We start from the raw sequence: 17,540 nt of genomic DNA, 5'->3' as shown, positions 1-17,540 counted from the left end.
GGATGTGCCCCTTTCTCTTTATTGACTGGTGGACTATCGATGGAACTGATGCACTCAGGCGCAACTTTTCGCCGTTCGTTTAAGCTCAGCGTTCTCTGTGCGGGCATAGCTTTACTTTACAGTTCTCAACTTTTAGCGGCCAGTGACGCGTTAACCAACGCGGGGCGTATTACTTCAGCAGGTTTGGCGCAACAACAGGAACTCCCTTCATTAGCCGGCGAGGTGGCTGAACCGGCCCTTGCCAACGTACCCGACTCTCTCACCATCAACCAGGCCGTGCAGCGCGCCATTCAGTGGCATCCGGATATTGCCGAAGCCGTTGGCAAGATGCTGGAACAGGCCAATCAGGTTGATGTGGCGAAAGCCAAATACTATCCGCAAATTAGTGCCGGGATGAATAACGGCTACAGTAACGCCTATAGCGAAAAGGGCTTCAGCCCATCGTTTGTGCTGTCGGTTTCGCAGATGCTGTATGACTTTGGCAAGGTCAGCAGCTCGGTGCGTTCTGCCGAAGCGGGCGTGGCGCAGGAGCAGGCCAACGTGTTGGTGAGTATTGACACCGTAGCGCACGATACCGCTGCAGCGCTGGTGGAAGTGCAGGGTTATCAGCAACTGGTGACGATTGCGCAGCAGCAGCTGGCGGCGCTGAGTAAAATTGGCGATCTGGCGCGCCAGCGGAATGAAGAGGGCGCGGCGTCACTGTCTGATGCGACGCAAACCGATGCGCGTATCGAAGGCGCGCGTACTACGTTGACGCAGTATCAGGCCAATCTTAACCGCTGGCGCGCCACGCTGGCGACCTATCTGGGCTGGCCGCTGGTGAAAAAAGTCAGCGATGATTTCCCCTCCAATCTCACCAAATCCTGTCAGATGGCGAAAGCCGATGACAAGCTCAATCCTGCGGTGCTGGCGGCCTGGGCGCAGGCCAATCAGGCGCAGGCAAAACTCGATAACGCGAATGCGCAAAATATGCCCACCATCTCGCTGGAACCGCAGGTGACGCATTATCTCAACGATCACTACTCCGGCAGCGAAAGTCTGGATCGCACGCAATATTCCGCCTTTGTCAAAGTCGAGATGCCGCTCTATCAGGGCGGTGGCATCACCGCCAGCCGTGACGCGGCCGCCAATGCGCTGCGCGCCGCCAATGCGGCCGTCAACTCGGCGCGGCTCAAAGCGCGGCAGCAGCTGAGCGAATCGCAGAACGAGTCGCAAAGCCTGGCGCTCAGCCTCGCCATCATGGGTCGGCAACAGACGTTGGGTGAGAAAACCCAGTCGCTGTATCAGGATCAGTATCTGCAGCTTGGCACGCGTCCGCTGCTGGACGTGCTCAACGCCGAGCAGGAGGTGTTCCAGACCCGTTTCACGCTGCAGCAAACCATCAGCCAGTTACGCTCACTGCAGCTCGATTGCCTCTACAGCACCGGGCATATGCGGTCGGCGTTTGCCCTGAATAACCAGCGGATCCAGTCCGTGGAGATCCAGCCATGACGCAACTACAACTTCCCGATGCGCCCGATAGCGCCTCCGGGGGAAATGTGCCCCTGCACGGATGGGCCACCGCCATTATCTTGATCGCCGGTCATTATCGCTTGCCCTGTTCGCCGGGGATGATCATGGCCGCTGCGGAGTGGCAAGGCAAACAGACGCGTGACAAAGCGTTGCGCCATCTGGCGCGCCAGGCCGGTTTATCGCTGCAGCTGTATGAAGAGAATAAGTGGGAGATCACCAGCTGGCGGCTGCCGCTGGCGGTAGAGCTGGCCGATGGTCAGGTGGGCGTGATCACCCAGTTTGACGGTGACGATGAGGTGCGGGTGCACTTTGCCGGTGATGAACAGCCAGCGCCGATTGCACTGGCAACGCTGCTACCGGAAATCCGCTTTGCCGCCGCGCTGCGGCCGGTGACGGCGGCCAAAGACAGCCGCGTTGATCGCTATCTGTCGACGGTGAAACCGGACTGGCTGCGCCGCCTGGTGCTGCACGATCTGCGTCCTTACGGCTACGTGATGCTGGGATCGTTTCTGATCAACCTGCTGGCGCTGGTCGGCATTATCTTCTCGATGCAGGTGTATGACCGGGTGATTCCGGCGCAGTCCTACCCGACGCTGTATGTGCTGTATATCGGGGTGATTATTTCGGTGGTGTTCACCTATATCCTGCGCGTCGGGCGCGATCATGTCACCGATCTGCTGGGTAAACGCGCCGACATGCGCGTCTCCGATCGCGTCTTTGGTCACGCGCTGCGGCTACGGAGCAGCGCGGTGCCGCGTTCGACCGGCACTTTCATCTCGCAGCTGCGCGAGTTGGAGTCGATCCGCGAAATGGTCACCTCCACCACGGTGACGGCGATTGTCGATATGCCATTCTTCCTGCTGTTCCTGCTGGTGATGGCAATCATCGCGCCGCAGCTGGCCTGGATTGCGCCGGTGGCGGTGCTGCTGATGATCTTGCCGGGGGTGCTGAGCCAGAAAAAACTGTCGAAGCTGGCGCAGCAAAACCTGAAAGAGTCGACGCTGCGTAACGCGGTGCTGGTGGAGAGCGTACAAGGGCTGGAGGACATCAAGCTAATGCAGGCGGAAGATCGCTTCCTGCAGCAGTGGAACAGCTACATTCGTATCACCGCGCAATCCGGCGTCGAGATGCGCAAAGTGATGCACTCGCTGATCACCTGGGGCGTGACGGTGCAAGGGTTAGTGTATGCCAGCGTGATCGTCATCGGCGCACCGATGGTGATCGACGGCGATATCACCACCGGTGCCATCGTGGCCGCGTCGCTGCTCTCTTCACGCATGATTGCGCCGATGGCGACGCTGTGCGGCGTGCTGGCGCGCTGGCAGCAGGTGAAAGCGGCGAAAGGCAGTCTCGATGCGCTGATGAACTTGCCGGTGGAAAACAGCAAGGACGAGACGCGCATTCACACGCCGGTGCTGTTTGGTCACTATCAGTTCACCGACGCCATGTTCCGTTACTACACCGATTCGATGACTATCGCACTGCGCATTAAAAGCCTGACGATTAAACCGGGCGAGCGTATTGCGGTGCTGGGGCGCAACGGTTCCGGCAAATCGACCCTGCTGCAGGCGATGTGCGGCGGCATTGATTTAGTCGGCGGCGAGCTGCGGCTGGATAATCTCAGTTTGCCGCATATCGATGTTGCCGACGTGCGACGCAACGTCGGCCTGCTGACGCAAAATGCGCGCCTGTTCCACGGTACGCTGCGTGAAAATTTGACTCTCGGCGCGGCGCACGCCACCGATGATGCCATCTTTGGCGCGCTGACCGTCAGCGGCGGGGCAGATTTTATTCGTCGTCTGCCGCTCGGTCTCGATCATCCGATTATGGAAGGTGGCACCGGACTTTCCGGCGGCCAGCGCCAGTCGCTGCTGCTGGCGCGTATGCTGCTGCGCGATCCCAACATTATCCTGCTGGATGAGCCGACGGCGGCGCTCGACGATCACACCGAGAAGGAGTTTATCGAACGTCTTGGCCAGTGGCTGAATGGTCGCACGCTGATCGTCGCCACGCATCGCGCGGCGATCCTGGCGCTGGTGGATCGTGTGCTGGTGTTGAAAGAGGGACAGCTGGTGATGGATAGCCCCAAAGAGAACGCCTTGCCGCCGCCGCGCGCTAACGGTAGTCAACCGGAGGCGCAATCATGATCAAACAATTACCGGCAAGACTGCGGCTGGTGACCGCCGCAGAGGTGGACTCCTCCGACGATCTGCTGGGCGAGCTGCGATCCGAAACCCATTACACCGGTGCCGTGCGGTTGATTGTCATCAGCACCGCGTTGATCCTCGTCACGGTGATTTGGGCGTGGTTTGGCGTGCTGGATGAAGTCTCAACCGGCACCGGCAAAGTGATCCCCAGCTCGCGCGATCAGGTGCTGCAATCGCTGGAGGGCGGCATTTTGACCGAGCTGTATGTGCATGAAGGCGATCAGGTGCAGGCCGGACAGATTGTGGCCAAGCTTGACGCCACGCGTTCGCAATCCAACGTCGGTGAGAGTGCAGCGCGCTATCGTGCGGCGCTGGCAGCGGCGGCCCGTTTGACGGCGGAAGTGAACGATCAGCCGCTCACCTTCCCGGCGGAGCTGGATAAGTTTCCCGAGCTGGAGGCCTCAGAAACCCGGCTGTACAAAACCCGCCGCGCTCAGCTCTCCGATGCCACCGCGCAGTTTAAAGAGTCGCTGGCGCTGGCCAACCGCGAACTGGCCATCACGCAGCGCCTGGCGAAAACCGGTGCCGCCAGTAGCGTGGAGGTGCTGCGTTTGCAGCGTGATAAATCGGATCTGGAGCTGAAGCTTACCGACATGCGCTCGCAATATTACGTGCAGGCGCGCGAAGAGCTGGCGAAGGCCAACGCCGAAGCCGACAGCATGGCGCAGGTGGTGAAAGGGCGTGAAGACACGGTAACGCGTTTAACCATTCGTTCACCGATGCGCGGCATTGTGAAAAACATCAAAGTCTCCACCGTCGGCGGTGTAGTGCCACCGAATGGTGAGCTGATGAACATCGTGCCAATGAACGATCGTCTGCTGATTGAAGCGCGCCTGTCGCCGCGTGATATCGCCTTTATTCATCCCGGCCAGCGCGCGGTGGTGAAGATCTCCGCCTATGACTACGCCATTTATGGCGGCCTCAACGGCGTGGTGGAGAGCATTTCGCCGGATACCATTCAGGATGAGGTCAAACCGGAGATCTACTATTACCGCGTGTTTATCCGTACCGATAACGACTACGTACAGAATAAAGCCGGTAAGCGCTTCTCCATCAGTCCTGGGATGGTTTCTACCGTGGATATCAAAACCGGCGAGAAAACGGTGATGGATTATCTGATTAAACCGTTTAATAAAGGCAAAGAGGCGATGCGCGAGCGCTGATTTTTGCTGCCCGATTGCAGGGTGCTGCAATCTTCGCGATAATCGCGCCCATCATCCCTTCCTCGTCGGGCTTAACGACGCGGAGGGGATTTTTTTCATCTATACCCGTCATACTTCATGCGGTAGGTGCGTTGGCTGCTCTTGTTCACCCGAATCACTTACCTGAGTAAGCTCAGCGGGATTCGCTGGTTTGCCGCCTTCCTACAACTGGAATTATTTAAGGTATTAAACTTAGCTTGAATAAGTTTATAAAGAGGACGATTTATGTATAACACCCTGGGCAATCAGTACGATAACTCCCTGGTTTCTAACGCTTTCGGTTTCATGCGCTTCCCGCTGAACTTCCAACCTTACGACAGCGATGCGGAGTGGGTGATTACCGGTGTTCCTTTCGATGCGGCGACATCAGGCCGTCCGGGCAGCCGTTTAGGGCCGGGCGCGATTCGTCAGATTTCCACTAATCTGGCGTGGGAAGGCTGTCGCTGGCCGTGGGATTTCGATCTGCGTCAGCGTCTGAACGTCGTCGACTGTGGCGATCTGGTGTATGCCTTCGGCGATTCACAGGATCTGTCGGACAAACTGCAGGCGCACGCCGAGAAGCTGCTGGCGAACGGTAAACGCATGCTGACCTTCGGCGGCGACCACTACGTGACGCTGCCGCTGCTGCGCGCGCACGCTAAACACTTCGGCAAAATGGCGCTGGTGCACTTCGATGCGCATACCGATACCTACTCTAACGGTCCAACCTTCGACCACGGCACCATGTTCTTCACCGCGCCGAAAGAAGGTTTGATCGATCCGCAGCATTCGGTGCAGATCGGTATTCGTACCGAGTTCGACAAGAGCCTTGGCTTCAACGTGCTGGATGCAGCTCAGGTCAACGATCGCAGCGTTGACGATATTCTGGCGGAAGTGAAGCGCACCGTCGGCGATCTGCCGGTGTATCTGACCTTTGATATCGACTGCCTTGATCCTGCCCATGCGCCGGGCACTGGCACGCCAGTGATTGGCGGCCTGAGCAGCGATAAAGCCACCAAGCTGATTCGCGGTTTGCAGGGCATGAATATCGTTGGTATGGATCTGGTGGAAGTGGCGCCGGGTTACGACCACGCCGATCTCACTTCGCTGGCGGCGGCCACACTGGCGCTGGATATGCTGCACGTGCAGGCGGCGAATAAAGGTTAATCCTTGCGCCTGTGGCTACACTTAGTGGCGGTTAATTAATCTGCGGAGGCTTTTATGGGCTTGCTAGACGATTTAGTGGGATCGCTGGGCAATGGCAACAGCGCAAGTGGACAGGGCCATCAGCTCCAGCAGCTGATGGCTATCTGGAACTGGGTGCAGGAGCAGGGCGGCGTGGAAGTACTGCTGCAGAAGTTTCAACAGGGCGGACTGGGGCAGGTGCTGAATACCTGGATCGGCAGCGGCGATAATCAGTCGATTGGCGGCGGCGATATTCAAAATGCACTTGAGCCTGGGCAGCTCCAGTCGCTGGCGGACAAGTTGGGCACCGATGTGAATGGCGCATCCGGTACGTTGGCGGCGTTGCTGCCGCAGGTGATTGATAAGTTATCGCCGCAGGGCCACATCGATACGTCCAGCACGCAGGATTTGGGCGCGATGGTGGATGGTTTGTTTAAGCGTTAATCGTTCTTTGCTGGCTGCCCCCCACCTCGGTCCTCCCCCGTTAACGGGGGAGGAAGATGCTGCGATATGTGCGTTCAGAAGCTGCATATGGCTGCGTCTCCTTCCCCCGTTAACGGGGGAAGGCCGGGATGGGGGACCGCGAGCACTATTTACTTCCCGTCTGCGGCAATACGTTCGCGTATATGCTGCGCGCGTGCTTCAGAATCCGGGTGAGAATCAAACATCGAACTCTGGCGCCCCTGTTCCAGTTTTGCCAACTTCTCAAAGCTTGTCGCCAGGCCCATTGGATTCACGCCGCGTTTTTTCAGCAGATCGTAAGAGTAATCATCGGCCTGTGACTCCTGGGTTTGCGAGAACTGTGCATTGACCAGCTTCTCGCCCATTTCACCCAACTGCGATTGTGACAGCGAGCCAATCACGCCGCCTACCGATGCCGCCGCAGTGCGTGTCGCCGTGGTGGTCAGCGCGACCTGCATAGCTTTACGTGTGTGACCCAGCGCAACGTGGCCCATTTCATGGCCGAGCACGCCTTCCACTTCGTTATCGGTCATCATATCCATCAGCCCGCTATACACGCGGATGCAACCATTGGCCATCGCCCAGGCGTTGACGTCTTTGGTTTGATACACCTTGTAGTTGGCGGGTACGCCGTTGATATTGTCGCCGAGCGCGGCAGCGATTTTATTCAAACGCTGCTGATATTCACTGTTGGCGGGCGCAAGCTGGTTGTCTTTATCCATCTGCGCACAGGATTGGTCGCTCAACTCCTTCACTTGTGAATCGTTCAGCGCATAGGCTTGATAAGCCTGCGCGCCAGATTGCAGCAGCGCGTTGTTGTCGAATCCTTCGCAGCCGCTCAGCAGCGAAGCCAGGCCCAGAGCAACAATCGTGGCTCTCATTTTCATATCCGCATCCTTTAGGTAACAAGGTAAAGAAAACAAACACCTGAAACCGTCGCAGGTGTTTAAACGCATTGGTTATAGCTCGCAACTTATTCAATGGCTAGCAGACAAGGCCGGAAATGCAACCGTTTACCCGCTATTTAGCACCCCGATGCATGTACTTTTGCCCTGATTTTCATGTACATTGATGTGCGACTTTTTTCTCGCTTCGCCTTATAACTGATTAATTACAATAAGTTAAGCGCGGCGGAGCATTAATCCGACCTGGAGTAGAAGATGCCCTCTCGTAAAGAGCTTGCCAACGCCATTCGCGCGTTAAGTATGGATGCAGTACAGAAAGCCAATTCGGGACATCCGGGTGCCCCGATGGGCATGGCGGACATCGCCGAAGTGCTGTGGCGAGACTTCCTGAACCATAACCCTACTAACCCGCTGTGGGCAGATCGCGACCGCTTTGTGCTGTCGAACGGTCACGGCTCAATGCTGATTTACAGCCTGCTGCACCTCACCGGCTACGATCTGCCAATGAGCGAGCTGCAGAACTTCCGTCAGCTGCACTCCAAAACTCCAGGCCACCCGGAATACGGCTACACCGCAGGCGTTGAAACCACCACCGGCCCGCTGGGCCAGGGCATCGCTAACGCCGTTGGCTTCGCCATTGCCGAGCGCACGCTGGCGGCGCAGTTCAACCGTCCGGGCCATGACATCGTAGACCATAACACCTACGTGTTTATGGGCGACGGCTGCATGATGGAAGGTATTTCACACGAAGTGTGCTCCATCGCCGGCACCCTGAAGCTGGGCAAACTGGTCGCCTTCTATGACGACAACGGCATCTCCATCGACGGTCACGTCGACGGCTGGTTCACCGACGACACCGCCAAACGTTTCGAAGCCTACGGCTGGCACGTGGTGCGCGGCGTGGACGGTCACGATGCGGACGCCATCAGGAAAGCCGTTGAAGAAGCCAAAGCGGTTTCCGACAAGCCTTCGCTGCTGATGTGCAAAACCGTGATTGGCTTCGGCTCGCCGAACAAAGCCGGCACGCACGACTCGCACGGCGCGCCGCTGGGCGCCGACGAAATCGCGCTGACCCGCAAGCAGCTGGGCTGGAACCACGGTCCGTTTGAAATCCCCTCAGACATCTACTCGCAGTGGGACGCCAAAGAAGCCGGCCAGGCGAAAGAGTCCGCGTGGGACAAAAAGTTTGCCGCCTACGCCGCCGCGCACCCGGAGCTGGCTGCCGAGTTCACACGCCGCGTGAACAACGAACTGCCGGCTAACTGGGCCAGCGAGTCGCAGACGTTTATCGAGCAGCTGCAGGCCAATCCGGCGAAAATCGCCAGCCGTAAAGCCTCGCAGAACGCCATCGAAGCCTTCGGTAAAATCCTGCCGGAATATCTGGGCGGCTCGGCTGACCTGGCGCCAAGCAACCTCACCATGTGGTCCGGCTCGAAGCCGATCAACGAAGACGCAGCCGGCAACTACATTCACTACGGCGTGCGCGAGTTCGGTATGACCGCCATCGCCAACGGCCTGGCGCTGCACGGCGGCTTCCTGCCGTACACCGCGACGTTCCTGATGTTCGTCGAGTACGCGCGCAACGCCGCCCGTATGGCCGCGCTGATGAAAATCCGTCAGATCATGGTCTACACCCACGACTCGATTGGCCTGGGTGAAGATGGCCCGACGCACCAGCCGGTTGAGCAGATGGCCAGCCTGCGCGTGACGCCAAACATGAGCCTGTGGCGCCCGTGCGACCAGGTTGAGTCGGCGGTGGCGTGGAAGTACGCCATCGAGCGCGTTGACGGCCCGTCGGCGCTGATCTTCTCGCGTCAGAACCTGGCGCAGCAGGATCGTAGCGCTGAGCAGCTGGCTAACGTGGCGCGCGGCGGTTACGTGCTGAAGGACAGCAACGGCACGCCGGAGCTGATCCTGATCGCCACCGGTTCGGAAGTGGAGCTGGCGGTGAGCGCTTACGAGCAGCTGACGGCCGAAGGCCGCAAGGTGCGCGTGGTCTCCATGCCATCCACCGACGCGTTCGACAAGCAGGATGCGGCGTACCGTGAATCGGTGCTGCCGAAAGCGGTGGCGGCGCGCGTGGCGATCGAAGCGGGTATCGCGGACTACTGGTTCAAATACACCGGCCTGAACGGCGCGATCGTCGGCATGACCACCTTCGGTGAGTCAGCGCCAGCGGATCAGCTGTTTAAAGAGTTTGGCTTCACCGTTGAGAACGTGGTTAAAACGGCGAAATCCATTCTGTAATAGGCGGTCGCCATGAATGGCGACCTTACAGGGCAGCTCAATTGAGCTGCCCTCGTTTTATCCGCTTTGTAACTTAAGGGTGAAACGGTTCAATTATTCCTGCAGTAATAATCCCTCAGCGTAAAATTTGTGACGCAGATCCAATATTCCGCCACTCAATTGATCGCAATCATTCCCGTTATTCCGCGCATGCATTACTCTAGCTGAACCGTTTCAGTTGTAAGCGAAAGACTGCATCTGGCCAGTGCTGACGGACAATAATTCCCTGTACAAAACGGTGTGAAACGCTCAGGCTAATCGGCACGTTTTTTCGGGTGTGGTTGAAGGTAGAGATGACCGTTCGCGTAGCAATAAATGGTTTTGGCCGTATCGGGCGCAACGTGTTGCGAGCCCTGTATGAAACCGGCCGCCGCGCCGAGATCACCGTCGTGGCGATTAACGAACTGGCAGACGCTGCCGGTATGGCGCATCTGCTGAAGTACGACACCAGCCACGGCCGGTTTGCCTTTGATGTGCGCCAGGAGCGCGATCAGCTGTTTGTGGGCGATGACACCATCCGCATCCTGCATCAGGCCGAAATTGATGTGCTGCCGTGGCGCGAACTGAATGTGGATATCGTACTGGATTGTACCGGTGTTTACGGTAGCCGCGCCGATGGTGAAACGCATCTGCAGGCGGGCGCGAAGAAGGTGTTGTTCTCGCATCCGGGCGGCAACGATCTCGATGCCACCGTCGTGTTCGGCGTAAACGAACAGGCTCTTAAACAAACTGACCGCATTGTCTCCAACGCATCCTGCACCACCAATTGCATTATTCCGGTGATCAAGTTGCTGGATGACGCCTTTGGCATTGAATCGGGCACTGTGACCACGATTCATTCGGCGATGCACGACCAGCAGGTGATTGACGCCTATCACAGCGACCTGCGTCGTACCCGCGCCGCCAGCCAATCGATCATCCCGGTAGATACGCGTCTTGCTGCTGGCATTACCCGTATTTTTCCGAAATTTAACGATCGCTTTGAAGCGATTGCGGTGCGCGTGCCCACCATCAACGTGACAGCCATTGATTTGAGCGTGTCTGTGCGCGAAGCGGTGAAGGCGTGTGAGGTCAATGCGTTGCTGCAAAACGCGTCAGAAGGGGCGTTTCGTGGTATAGTTGACTTTACGGAATTACCGTTAGTCTCAGTAGATTTTAACCATGATCCGCACAGTGCCATAGTCGATGGCACGCAAACGCGGGTTAGTGGTCATCACCTTATCAAAACGTTGGTTTGGTGTGACAACGAATGGGGCTTTGCTAATCGCATGATCGACACCACGTTAGCAATGGCCGCAAGCGGTTTCAGGTAAGACGCGGACTGCGTCTGGCAAAACTTATGAGAATCAACGAGAGGGTTCACCATGTCTGTAATTAAGATGACCGATCTGGATCTTGCTGGTAAACGCGTTCTGATCCGTGCCGATCTCAACGTGCCAGTGAAAGAAGGGAAAGTGACGTCAGATGCACGTATTCGTGCTTCTCTGCCTACCATCGAAGCGGCGTTGAAACAGGGCGCGAAAGTGATGGTTACCTCTCACCTGGGTCGTCCGACCGAAGGTGAATACAACGAAGAGTTCTCCCTGCTGCCGGTTGTTAACTACCTGAAAGACAAACTGAACGGCACCAATGTCACCCTGGCGAAAGACTATCTCGAAGGCGTAGAAGTGGGCGCGGGTGAACTGGTGGTGCTGGAGAACGTACGCTTCAACAAAGGCGAGAAAAAAGACGAAGAAACCCTGTCGAAGAAATATGCCGCCCTGTGCGACGTCTTCGTCATGGATGCGTTCGGTACCGCGCACCGCGCGCAGGCGTCGACTCACGGTGTGGGCAAGTTCGCACCAATCGCTTGTGCGGGTCCGCTGCTGTCAGCTGAGTTGGAAGCGCTGGGTAAAGTGATGAGCAATCCAGAGCGTCCGCTGGTTGCTGTGGTTGGCGGCTCTAAAGTTTCTACCAAATTTGATGTGCTGCAGTCGCTGGTTAAGATCGCCGACACCGTGATTGTGGGCGGCGGCATCGCCAACACCTTCGTGGCCATCGACAATAACGTCGGTAAATCTCTATATGAGCCAGACTTCGTCGAAGCGGCCAAAAAGCTGCGTGACGAGCACGGCATTCCGGTTCCTACCGATTCCCGCGTAGGCACGGAATTCTCTGAAACTGCACCGGCAACCGTGAAAAAGGTTTCTGAAGTGGCGGATAACGAAGAGATTATGGACTTCGGCGACGAAACCGCTCAGGCAATGGCAGCGATCCTGAAAGGCGCGAAAACCATCCTGTGGAACGGCCCGGTTGGCGTGTTCGAATTCCCGAACTTCCGCAAAGGCACCGAGATCGTGGCGAACGCCATCGCCGATAGCGAAGCGTTCTCTGTTGCAGGTGGCGGCGATACGCTGGCCGCTATCGACCTGTTCGGTATCGAAGATAAGATCTCTTATATCTCTACCGGCGGCGGCGCATTCCTCGAGTTCGTGGAAGGCAAAAAACTGCCAGCTGTTGCTATGCTGGAAGAGCGCGCGAAGCAGTAATTCTTTGGGGGCGGCGCTTTGGCGTCGCCTGAAGGCTAGCCCTTTCTTGGGCAATCAAATCGCAATCCCTTCGGGGATGAACGGTAACGAAACGGGACACAACCATGTCTAAAATTTTTGATTTCGTAAAACCCGGCGTTGTCACTGGTGACGACGTTCAGAAAATTTTCCAGGTAGCGAAAGAGAACAAATTCGCTCTGCCAGCAGTTAACTGCGTCGGCACGGACTCCATCAATGCAGTATTGGAAGCTGCGGCCAAAGTGAAAGCGCCGGTCATCGTTCAGTTCTCCAATGGTGGTGCTGCCTTCATCGCCGGTAAAGGTTTCAAAACCGATAAACCACAGGGCGCGGCAATTTTCGGCGCTATCGCGGGTGCTTACCATGTGCATCTGATGGCGGAACAATACGGCGTGCCAGTTATCCTGCACACCGACCACTGCGCGAAGAAACTGCTGCCGTGGATCGATGGTCTGCTGGATGCGGGTGAAGAGCACTTCAAGAAAACCGGTAAGCCGCTGTTCTCCTCACACATGATCGACCTGTCTGAAGAGTCACTGGAAGAGAACATTGAGATTTCTTCTAAGTATCTGGCGCGCATGGCCAAGCTGGATATGACGCTGGAAATCGAACTGGGTTGCACCGGTGGCGAAGAAGACGGCGTGGACAACAGCCACATGGACGCTTCTGCACTGTACACCCAGCCAGAAGACGTTGATTACGCTTACACCGAGCTGAGCAAAATCAGCCCACGTTTCACCATCGCTGCTTCCTTCGGTAACGTGCACGGTGTGTACAAGCCAGGCAACGTGAAACTGACCCCAACCATCCTGCGTGATTCTCAGGAATACGTAACTAAGAAACACAATCTGCCGCATAACGCGCTGGACTTCGTGTTCCACGGTGGTTCAGGTTCTTCTGCTGCAGAGATCGAAGAGTCTATCGGCTACGGCGTGATCAAGATGAACATCGATACCGATACCCAATGGGCAACATGGGACGGTATTCTGCAGTACTACAAAAAGAACGAAGACTATCTGCAAGCGCAGTTGGGTAACCCTAACGGCGTGGATAGCCCGAACAAGAAATACTACGATCCACGCGTATGGCTGCGTTCTGCTCAGGCATCAATGGTTGTTCGCCTCGAGCAAGCTTTCAAAGAGCTTAACGCTGTCGACGTACTGTAATTTTTCCTTACAGTACAAAAAAGGCCCGAAAGGGCCTTTTTTTATGCGTCTCATCTGGAAAAGCCCGTAAATTCAGGCCATTTTTGGCGCTTCGCTCCATTATTGTTTACCCTTGTAGTCGGAGTGTCGGAGTCAATCTGGCAGTTTTTTGCATTTTCCTGCGGGAAACTCACTAACAGGGCTAACAAATGGAAGACTTAGATGTCGTTAATGGCATTAACAGTGCCGGTGGATGGCTGGTACGCAATCAGGAACTGATCCTGAGCTACGCGGTAAATATTGTGGCGGCAATCATTACCATCATTATCGGTATGTTCATCGCCCGCATCATCTCTAATGCGATTAACCGCGTGCTGCTGGCGCGTCATATTGATGCCACAGTGGCCGATTTTCTCTCTGCCATGGTGCGTTACGGCATTATCGCCTTCACCATTATTGCCGCACTGGGCCGCGTCGGGGTGCAAACCGCGTCGGTGATCGCCGTGCTGGGTGCCGCCGGTTTGGCCGTCGGTTTGGCATTGCAAGGTTCGCTGTCGAATCTCGCGGCGGGCGTACTGTTGGTTACTTTCCGTCCGTTCAAAACCGGTGAGTTTGTTGATCTTGGCGGCGTGATGGGTACCGTACAGAATGTGCAGATCTTCTCTACCACGCTGAAAAGCGCCGATGGCAAAATCGTGGTGGTGCCAAACGGTAAAATCATCGCCGGCAATATCATTAACTATTCGCGTGAGCCGATCCGCCGTAATGAATTCATTATTGGCGTGGCCTACGATGCGGATGTCGATCAAGTGATTGCGCTGTTCAAGGAAGTGGTTGAAGCGGATGAGCGCGTATTAAAAGATCTGGGCATCCAGATTGGCCTGAATGAACTGGCTGCATCGTCGCTCAATTTCGTGGTGCGCTGCTGGAGCAAAAGTAGCGATCTGCAGAACGTCTACTGGGATCTGATGAAGAACTTCAAACGTACGCTGGACGCGAACGGCATCGGTATTCCTTACCCGCAGATGGATGTGCATCTGCATCAGGTGAAGAGCGAGCAACAGCTGCCCGCCCGCACCGAGTAACTGAGCAAGGCACCTGCGGGTGCCTTTCTTATTAATTAAGCTAATACCCAATTAATTTTTTCAATTTCCTCTAATAACCTCGCGTCACTATACTGCACAGCATCTCCCCAATTTTCAGGAATATCGCTGTGTTATCTGTTTATTTACAAGGGCTTGCTTTAGGTGCTGCGCTTATTCTGCCGCTAGGTCCGCAAAACGCTTTCGTAATGAATCAAGGCATTAAGCGCCACTACCATCTGATGACCGCTTCGCTCTGTACCCTCAGCGATATTGCGCTGATCTGCGGCGGTATTTTTGGCGGTAGCGCGTTGCTCAATCAATCACCGATGCTGCTGATGCTGATTACCTGGGCGGGCGTCGCGTTTCTGCTGTGGTATGGCTGGGGTGCGCTGCGCAGTGCCTGGCAAGGTGATGTGTCGCTAACGTCTGACGCGGAGTTGAAGCAGGGGCGCTGGCGCATCATCGCCACTATCCTTGCGGTCACCTGGCTTAATCCGCATGTCTATCTCGATACCTTTGTGGTGCTCGGCAGCCTCGGCAGCCAGCTGCCCTCCGCGGATGCACGCCGCTGGTTTGCTCTGGGCACCGTAAGTGCATCGATCATCTGGTTCTTCGGCCTGGCTTTGCTGGCGGCATGGCTATCACCGCGCCTGCGTACCGTACGGGCGCAGCGGATTATCAATCTGTTAGTCGGCGGCGTGATGTGGTTTATCGCCATTCAGCTGGCGCGTCAGGGCATGGCTGCCTTTTAATCCAGATGCAGGCCATACAGTGCAGGCAGCGCGCCTGCACTGGCCAGCAGCTCGAGCCGAATCTGCTGGAAGGTCGCATCCTGCGGAACCCGGTGATGGCAAAGCGAGTGGTGATTCTCCGTCACCTCGGCCAGCAACATCTCATCCAGCCACAGGCGATAATGCGTGGTGCAGTGCGGCGTAACCGCCTGCGCATGGCCCATCTGCACCGTTTCCATTGCATGATCAAAATCGTTATCAAACAGCAGGGTGATCTGGCGGGCCTGCTGCGGCTGCGGCCATTGCCAGCTGACGTTGGGATGCGGGTCATCCGGTGCGGGTACCCAGCAGTTGGTGTGCTGTTCCGGACGTAACTTGCCGTTGAGCAGATAGTCGCGGTGCCACAACTGCAGCGGCGTTTCCAGCGCAAAGGCCAGCAGGATCTGCTGTGGCGCTCGGCGCGGCAGCCAAAAATCAAACTCGTCGACGCCGTAATCGCCATCGTTAATTTGACGCGTGCGTTTCGCCACGCGCGGGTTAAGGCTATTGAACACCATCATGACACCCGGCAAGCGCTGACTGGTGAGCGCTATCTCAATCGCTGGGTTTTCTGCGAAAGCGATAAACAGATAGCGATCGCAATCGGCGAGGTAATCAAAGCTCAGACGATAAGCGCCCTGATCGTTGACCTCAATATGCTGCGTGGCGATCGGGCGATCGCCGCAGGTATTGGCAGGATTCTCGCTGGTAAGCAGCGATACCTGCAGCTTCTGCGTCTGTGCGGCACGCAGTTGCACCCCGATCGCTGGCAAGCGCTCACCGGCTTTCAACGGCAGCAGTAGCGCACAGCGTGATTGCAGGGGTTGCCAGCCGGCATCGGCGGTCAGGGCGCGGAGTTCAAAAGTACTGCTGACGGTGACGTGGGCATTGCGCGCCGGATTCTCTAGCCGATGTCGCGGGATAAACGCGCCGGCGCGCAGCAGATGCTGCTGCAACTGCCCCACGCGCTCCGGCTGTGCCAGTTCGGCGGGGGTGATCTGCTGTTGCTGGCAGAGCGACGCCGCGCGACCCACGGCTTCACCCAGCACGCCGCAGGTGCACATCACGCGTGCGCTGCCAAAAGCGACGTGAGTGGCGGAGATGAGCCGGCCAGTTAACAACAGATTATCCAGTGATTGGCTGTACAACGCGCGGAATGGAATGGTGTAGGTGCCTTTGCTGTGAAACTGGCGGCAGCCATCGTGCTCGCTGTATACGCCATCGGCTGGATGCAGATCAATCGACCAGCCGCCATACGCGACCGCATCGTAATGATCGCGCTGCTCGATAATATCCTGCTGGCAGAGCAGGGTATCGCCGAGAAAACGCCGACTTTCGCGCTTGCCGGGAATCAGGCCAACCCATTCGAGGGTGAGGTTGTCGGCATCGGGGAATTCGCCGGAGTTTTTGATGTAATCCCACACGCCCCAAACGATTTTCCACAGCTCCCATTTGATGGTTTCGCTCTCATGCACGGTATCAAGCCGTCCGCCCCATTCCAGCCACCATAAGTCGCAGCCGTTCAGTGCTGAGGTCAGGCGTCTGTAACGCGGAATCGCGTTGATCTCTTTTAGCGCGAAAGAGGGCGGCACGAAGCGCACCGGCTGGGAAGAGCGCTTGGTGTAGAAGTAGATCGAGTGTCCGAGCTTGTGACCGAAATTCTCGCCCGGTGCCATCTTCTCGCCAAACTCTTCAATGGATTCTGCTCCCACGCGATGCGCCGCGCCAGCCAGATACCCCAACACGCCATCGCCGCTGGCATCGATAAACTGCGCCGCCGAGACGTGATACTGGGTTTGATTAATGGCGTTAAAAGCCCGCACCGCCTGCAGGCTGCGGCCGGATTTTTCGATGTCGGTAACCACGGTGTTAAGCAGTAACGTTAGACCGGTCTGCGACTGTACGATATCCAGCAGCACCATATCGAACAGCACCGGATTTCCTTCTTTATTGCGCCACAGGTTCTCCTCCATGATCTCGCCCATGATACCGCCTTCGCGCGCCCAGCGATTATTATTACCCATGTGCGAGGTGGCGCCATTGGCCCACAAACGCACTTCGCTGGAGGCGTTGCCGCCTAATACCGGGCGATCCTGTATCAATATTACGCTAAGGCCATCACGCGCGGCGGCCAATGCCGCACACACGCCCGCTAATCCACCGCCAGCAATCAGTAAGTCCGCATGTAATCGCTGCTGCGGAAAGTGACGCGCATTTTGCGAAGAGAAAGTTTGCATCATTTCATTCCTCTAACTC

Annotated in this window: 13 protein-coding genes; 11 read left to right on the top strand and 2 right to left on the bottom strand. The window is 56.8% G+C overall.

Going from position 1 to position 17,540, the window contains the following annotated elements:
* Positions 1-39 precede the first annotated feature (39 nt).
* The 5 genes from WH298_RS05730 (at position 40) to WH298_RS05710 (ending at position 6,529) form a co-directional block, all read left to right on the top strand.
* Positions 40-1,491: a TolC family outer membrane protein gene (locus tag WH298_RS05730; protein ID WP_180822419.1), complete on the top strand. Its 1,452-nt coding sequence runs from the start codon at positions 40-42 to the stop codon at positions 1,489-1,491.
* On the top strand, positions 1,488-3,659 hold the full coding sequence (locus tag WH298_RS05725) for a type I secretion system permease/ATPase (RefSeq protein WP_049850713.1): 2,172 nt from the start codon (positions 1,488-1,490) through the stop codon (positions 3,657-3,659). The genes WH298_RS05730 and WH298_RS05725 overlap by 4 nt, the downstream gene beginning before the upstream one ends.
* A complete protein-coding gene (locus WH298_RS05720; protein WP_049850714.1) occupies positions 3,656-4,882 on the top strand; it encodes an HlyD family type I secretion periplasmic adaptor subunit in 1,227 nt (408 codons plus the stop codon). Before WH298_RS05725 ends, WH298_RS05720 begins: the two co-directional genes overlap by 4 nt.
* Before the next feature lie 264 nt (positions 4,883-5,146).
* Positions 5,147-6,067: an agmatinase gene (gene speB, locus WH298_RS05715; RefSeq protein WP_007890305.1), complete on the top strand. Its 921-nt coding sequence runs from the start codon at positions 5,147-5,149 to the stop codon at positions 6,065-6,067.
* A gap of 54 nt (positions 6,068-6,121) precedes the next feature.
* Entirely contained in the window at positions 6,122-6,529 is a 408-nt protein-coding gene (locus WH298_RS05710) for a YidB family protein (protein ID WP_180822418.1), read from the top strand.
* 149 nt (positions 6,530-6,678) lie between these two features.
* On the opposite strand, the gene loiP is transcribed toward WH298_RS05710, so the two are convergent.
* A complete protein-coding gene (gene loiP / locus WH298_RS05705; protein ID WP_007890303.1) occupies positions 6,679-7,434 on the bottom strand; it encodes a metalloprotease LoiP in 756 nt (251 codons plus the stop codon).
* Between the two features lie 273 nt (positions 7,435-7,707).
* On the opposite strand from loiP, the gene tkt reads away from it, so the two are divergent.
* From tkt to argO, 6 genes are all read left to right on the top strand, one after another.
* Entirely contained in the window at positions 7,708-9,699 is a 1,992-nt protein-coding gene (gene tkt / locus WH298_RS05700) for a transketolase (protein WP_180822417.1), read from the top strand.
* A gap of 332 nt (positions 9,700-10,031) precedes the next feature.
* Positions 10,032-11,051, top strand: a complete 1,020-nt coding sequence (gene epd / locus WH298_RS05695) for an erythrose-4-phosphate dehydrogenase (RefSeq protein WP_180822416.1) — start codon at positions 10,032-10,034, stop codon at positions 11,049-11,051.
* Between the two features lie 51 nt (positions 11,052-11,102).
* Positions 11,103-12,266, top strand: a complete 1,164-nt coding sequence (gene pgk / locus WH298_RS05690; RefSeq protein WP_007890300.1) for a phosphoglycerate kinase — start codon at positions 11,103-11,105, stop codon at positions 12,264-12,266.
* Between the two features lie 104 nt (positions 12,267-12,370).
* Entirely contained in the window at positions 12,371-13,450 is a 1,080-nt protein-coding gene (gene fbaA / locus WH298_RS05685; protein WP_007890299.1) for a class II fructose-bisphosphate aldolase, read from the top strand.
* Positions 13,451-13,638: 188 nt separating this feature from the next.
* A complete protein-coding gene (mscS, locus tag WH298_RS05680; RefSeq protein ID WP_007890298.1) occupies positions 13,639-14,514 on the top strand; it encodes a small-conductance mechanosensitive channel MscS in 876 nt (291 codons plus the stop codon).
* A gap of 128 nt (positions 14,515-14,642) precedes the next feature.
* Positions 14,643-15,266, top strand: coding sequence for an arginine exporter ArgO (gene argO, locus WH298_RS05675; RefSeq protein ID WP_007890297.1), 624 nt, complete (start codon positions 14,643-14,645; stop codon positions 15,264-15,266).
* Here the strand turns inward: argO and WH298_RS05670 are convergent.
* Positions 15,263-17,521 carry an FAD-dependent oxidoreductase gene (locus WH298_RS05670; protein ID WP_422616023.1) on the bottom strand — a complete coding sequence of 753 codons (2,259 nt, stop codon included), beginning with the start codon at positions 17,519-17,521 and terminating at the stop codon, positions 15,263-15,265. The two genes, argO and WH298_RS05670, sit on opposite strands and share 4 nt — an antisense overlap.
* Between the last annotated feature and the right edge of the window lie 19 nt (positions 17,522-17,540).

Source organism: Pantoea nemavictus, assembly GCF_037479095.1.
GTDB classification, from domain to species: Bacteria; Pseudomonadota; Gammaproteobacteria; order Enterobacterales; family Enterobacteriaceae; genus Pantoea; species Pantoea nemavictus.
The sequence above is the reverse complement of the archived record's forward strand: the minus strand, read 5'-3'. Positions and strand labels throughout refer to the sequence as shown.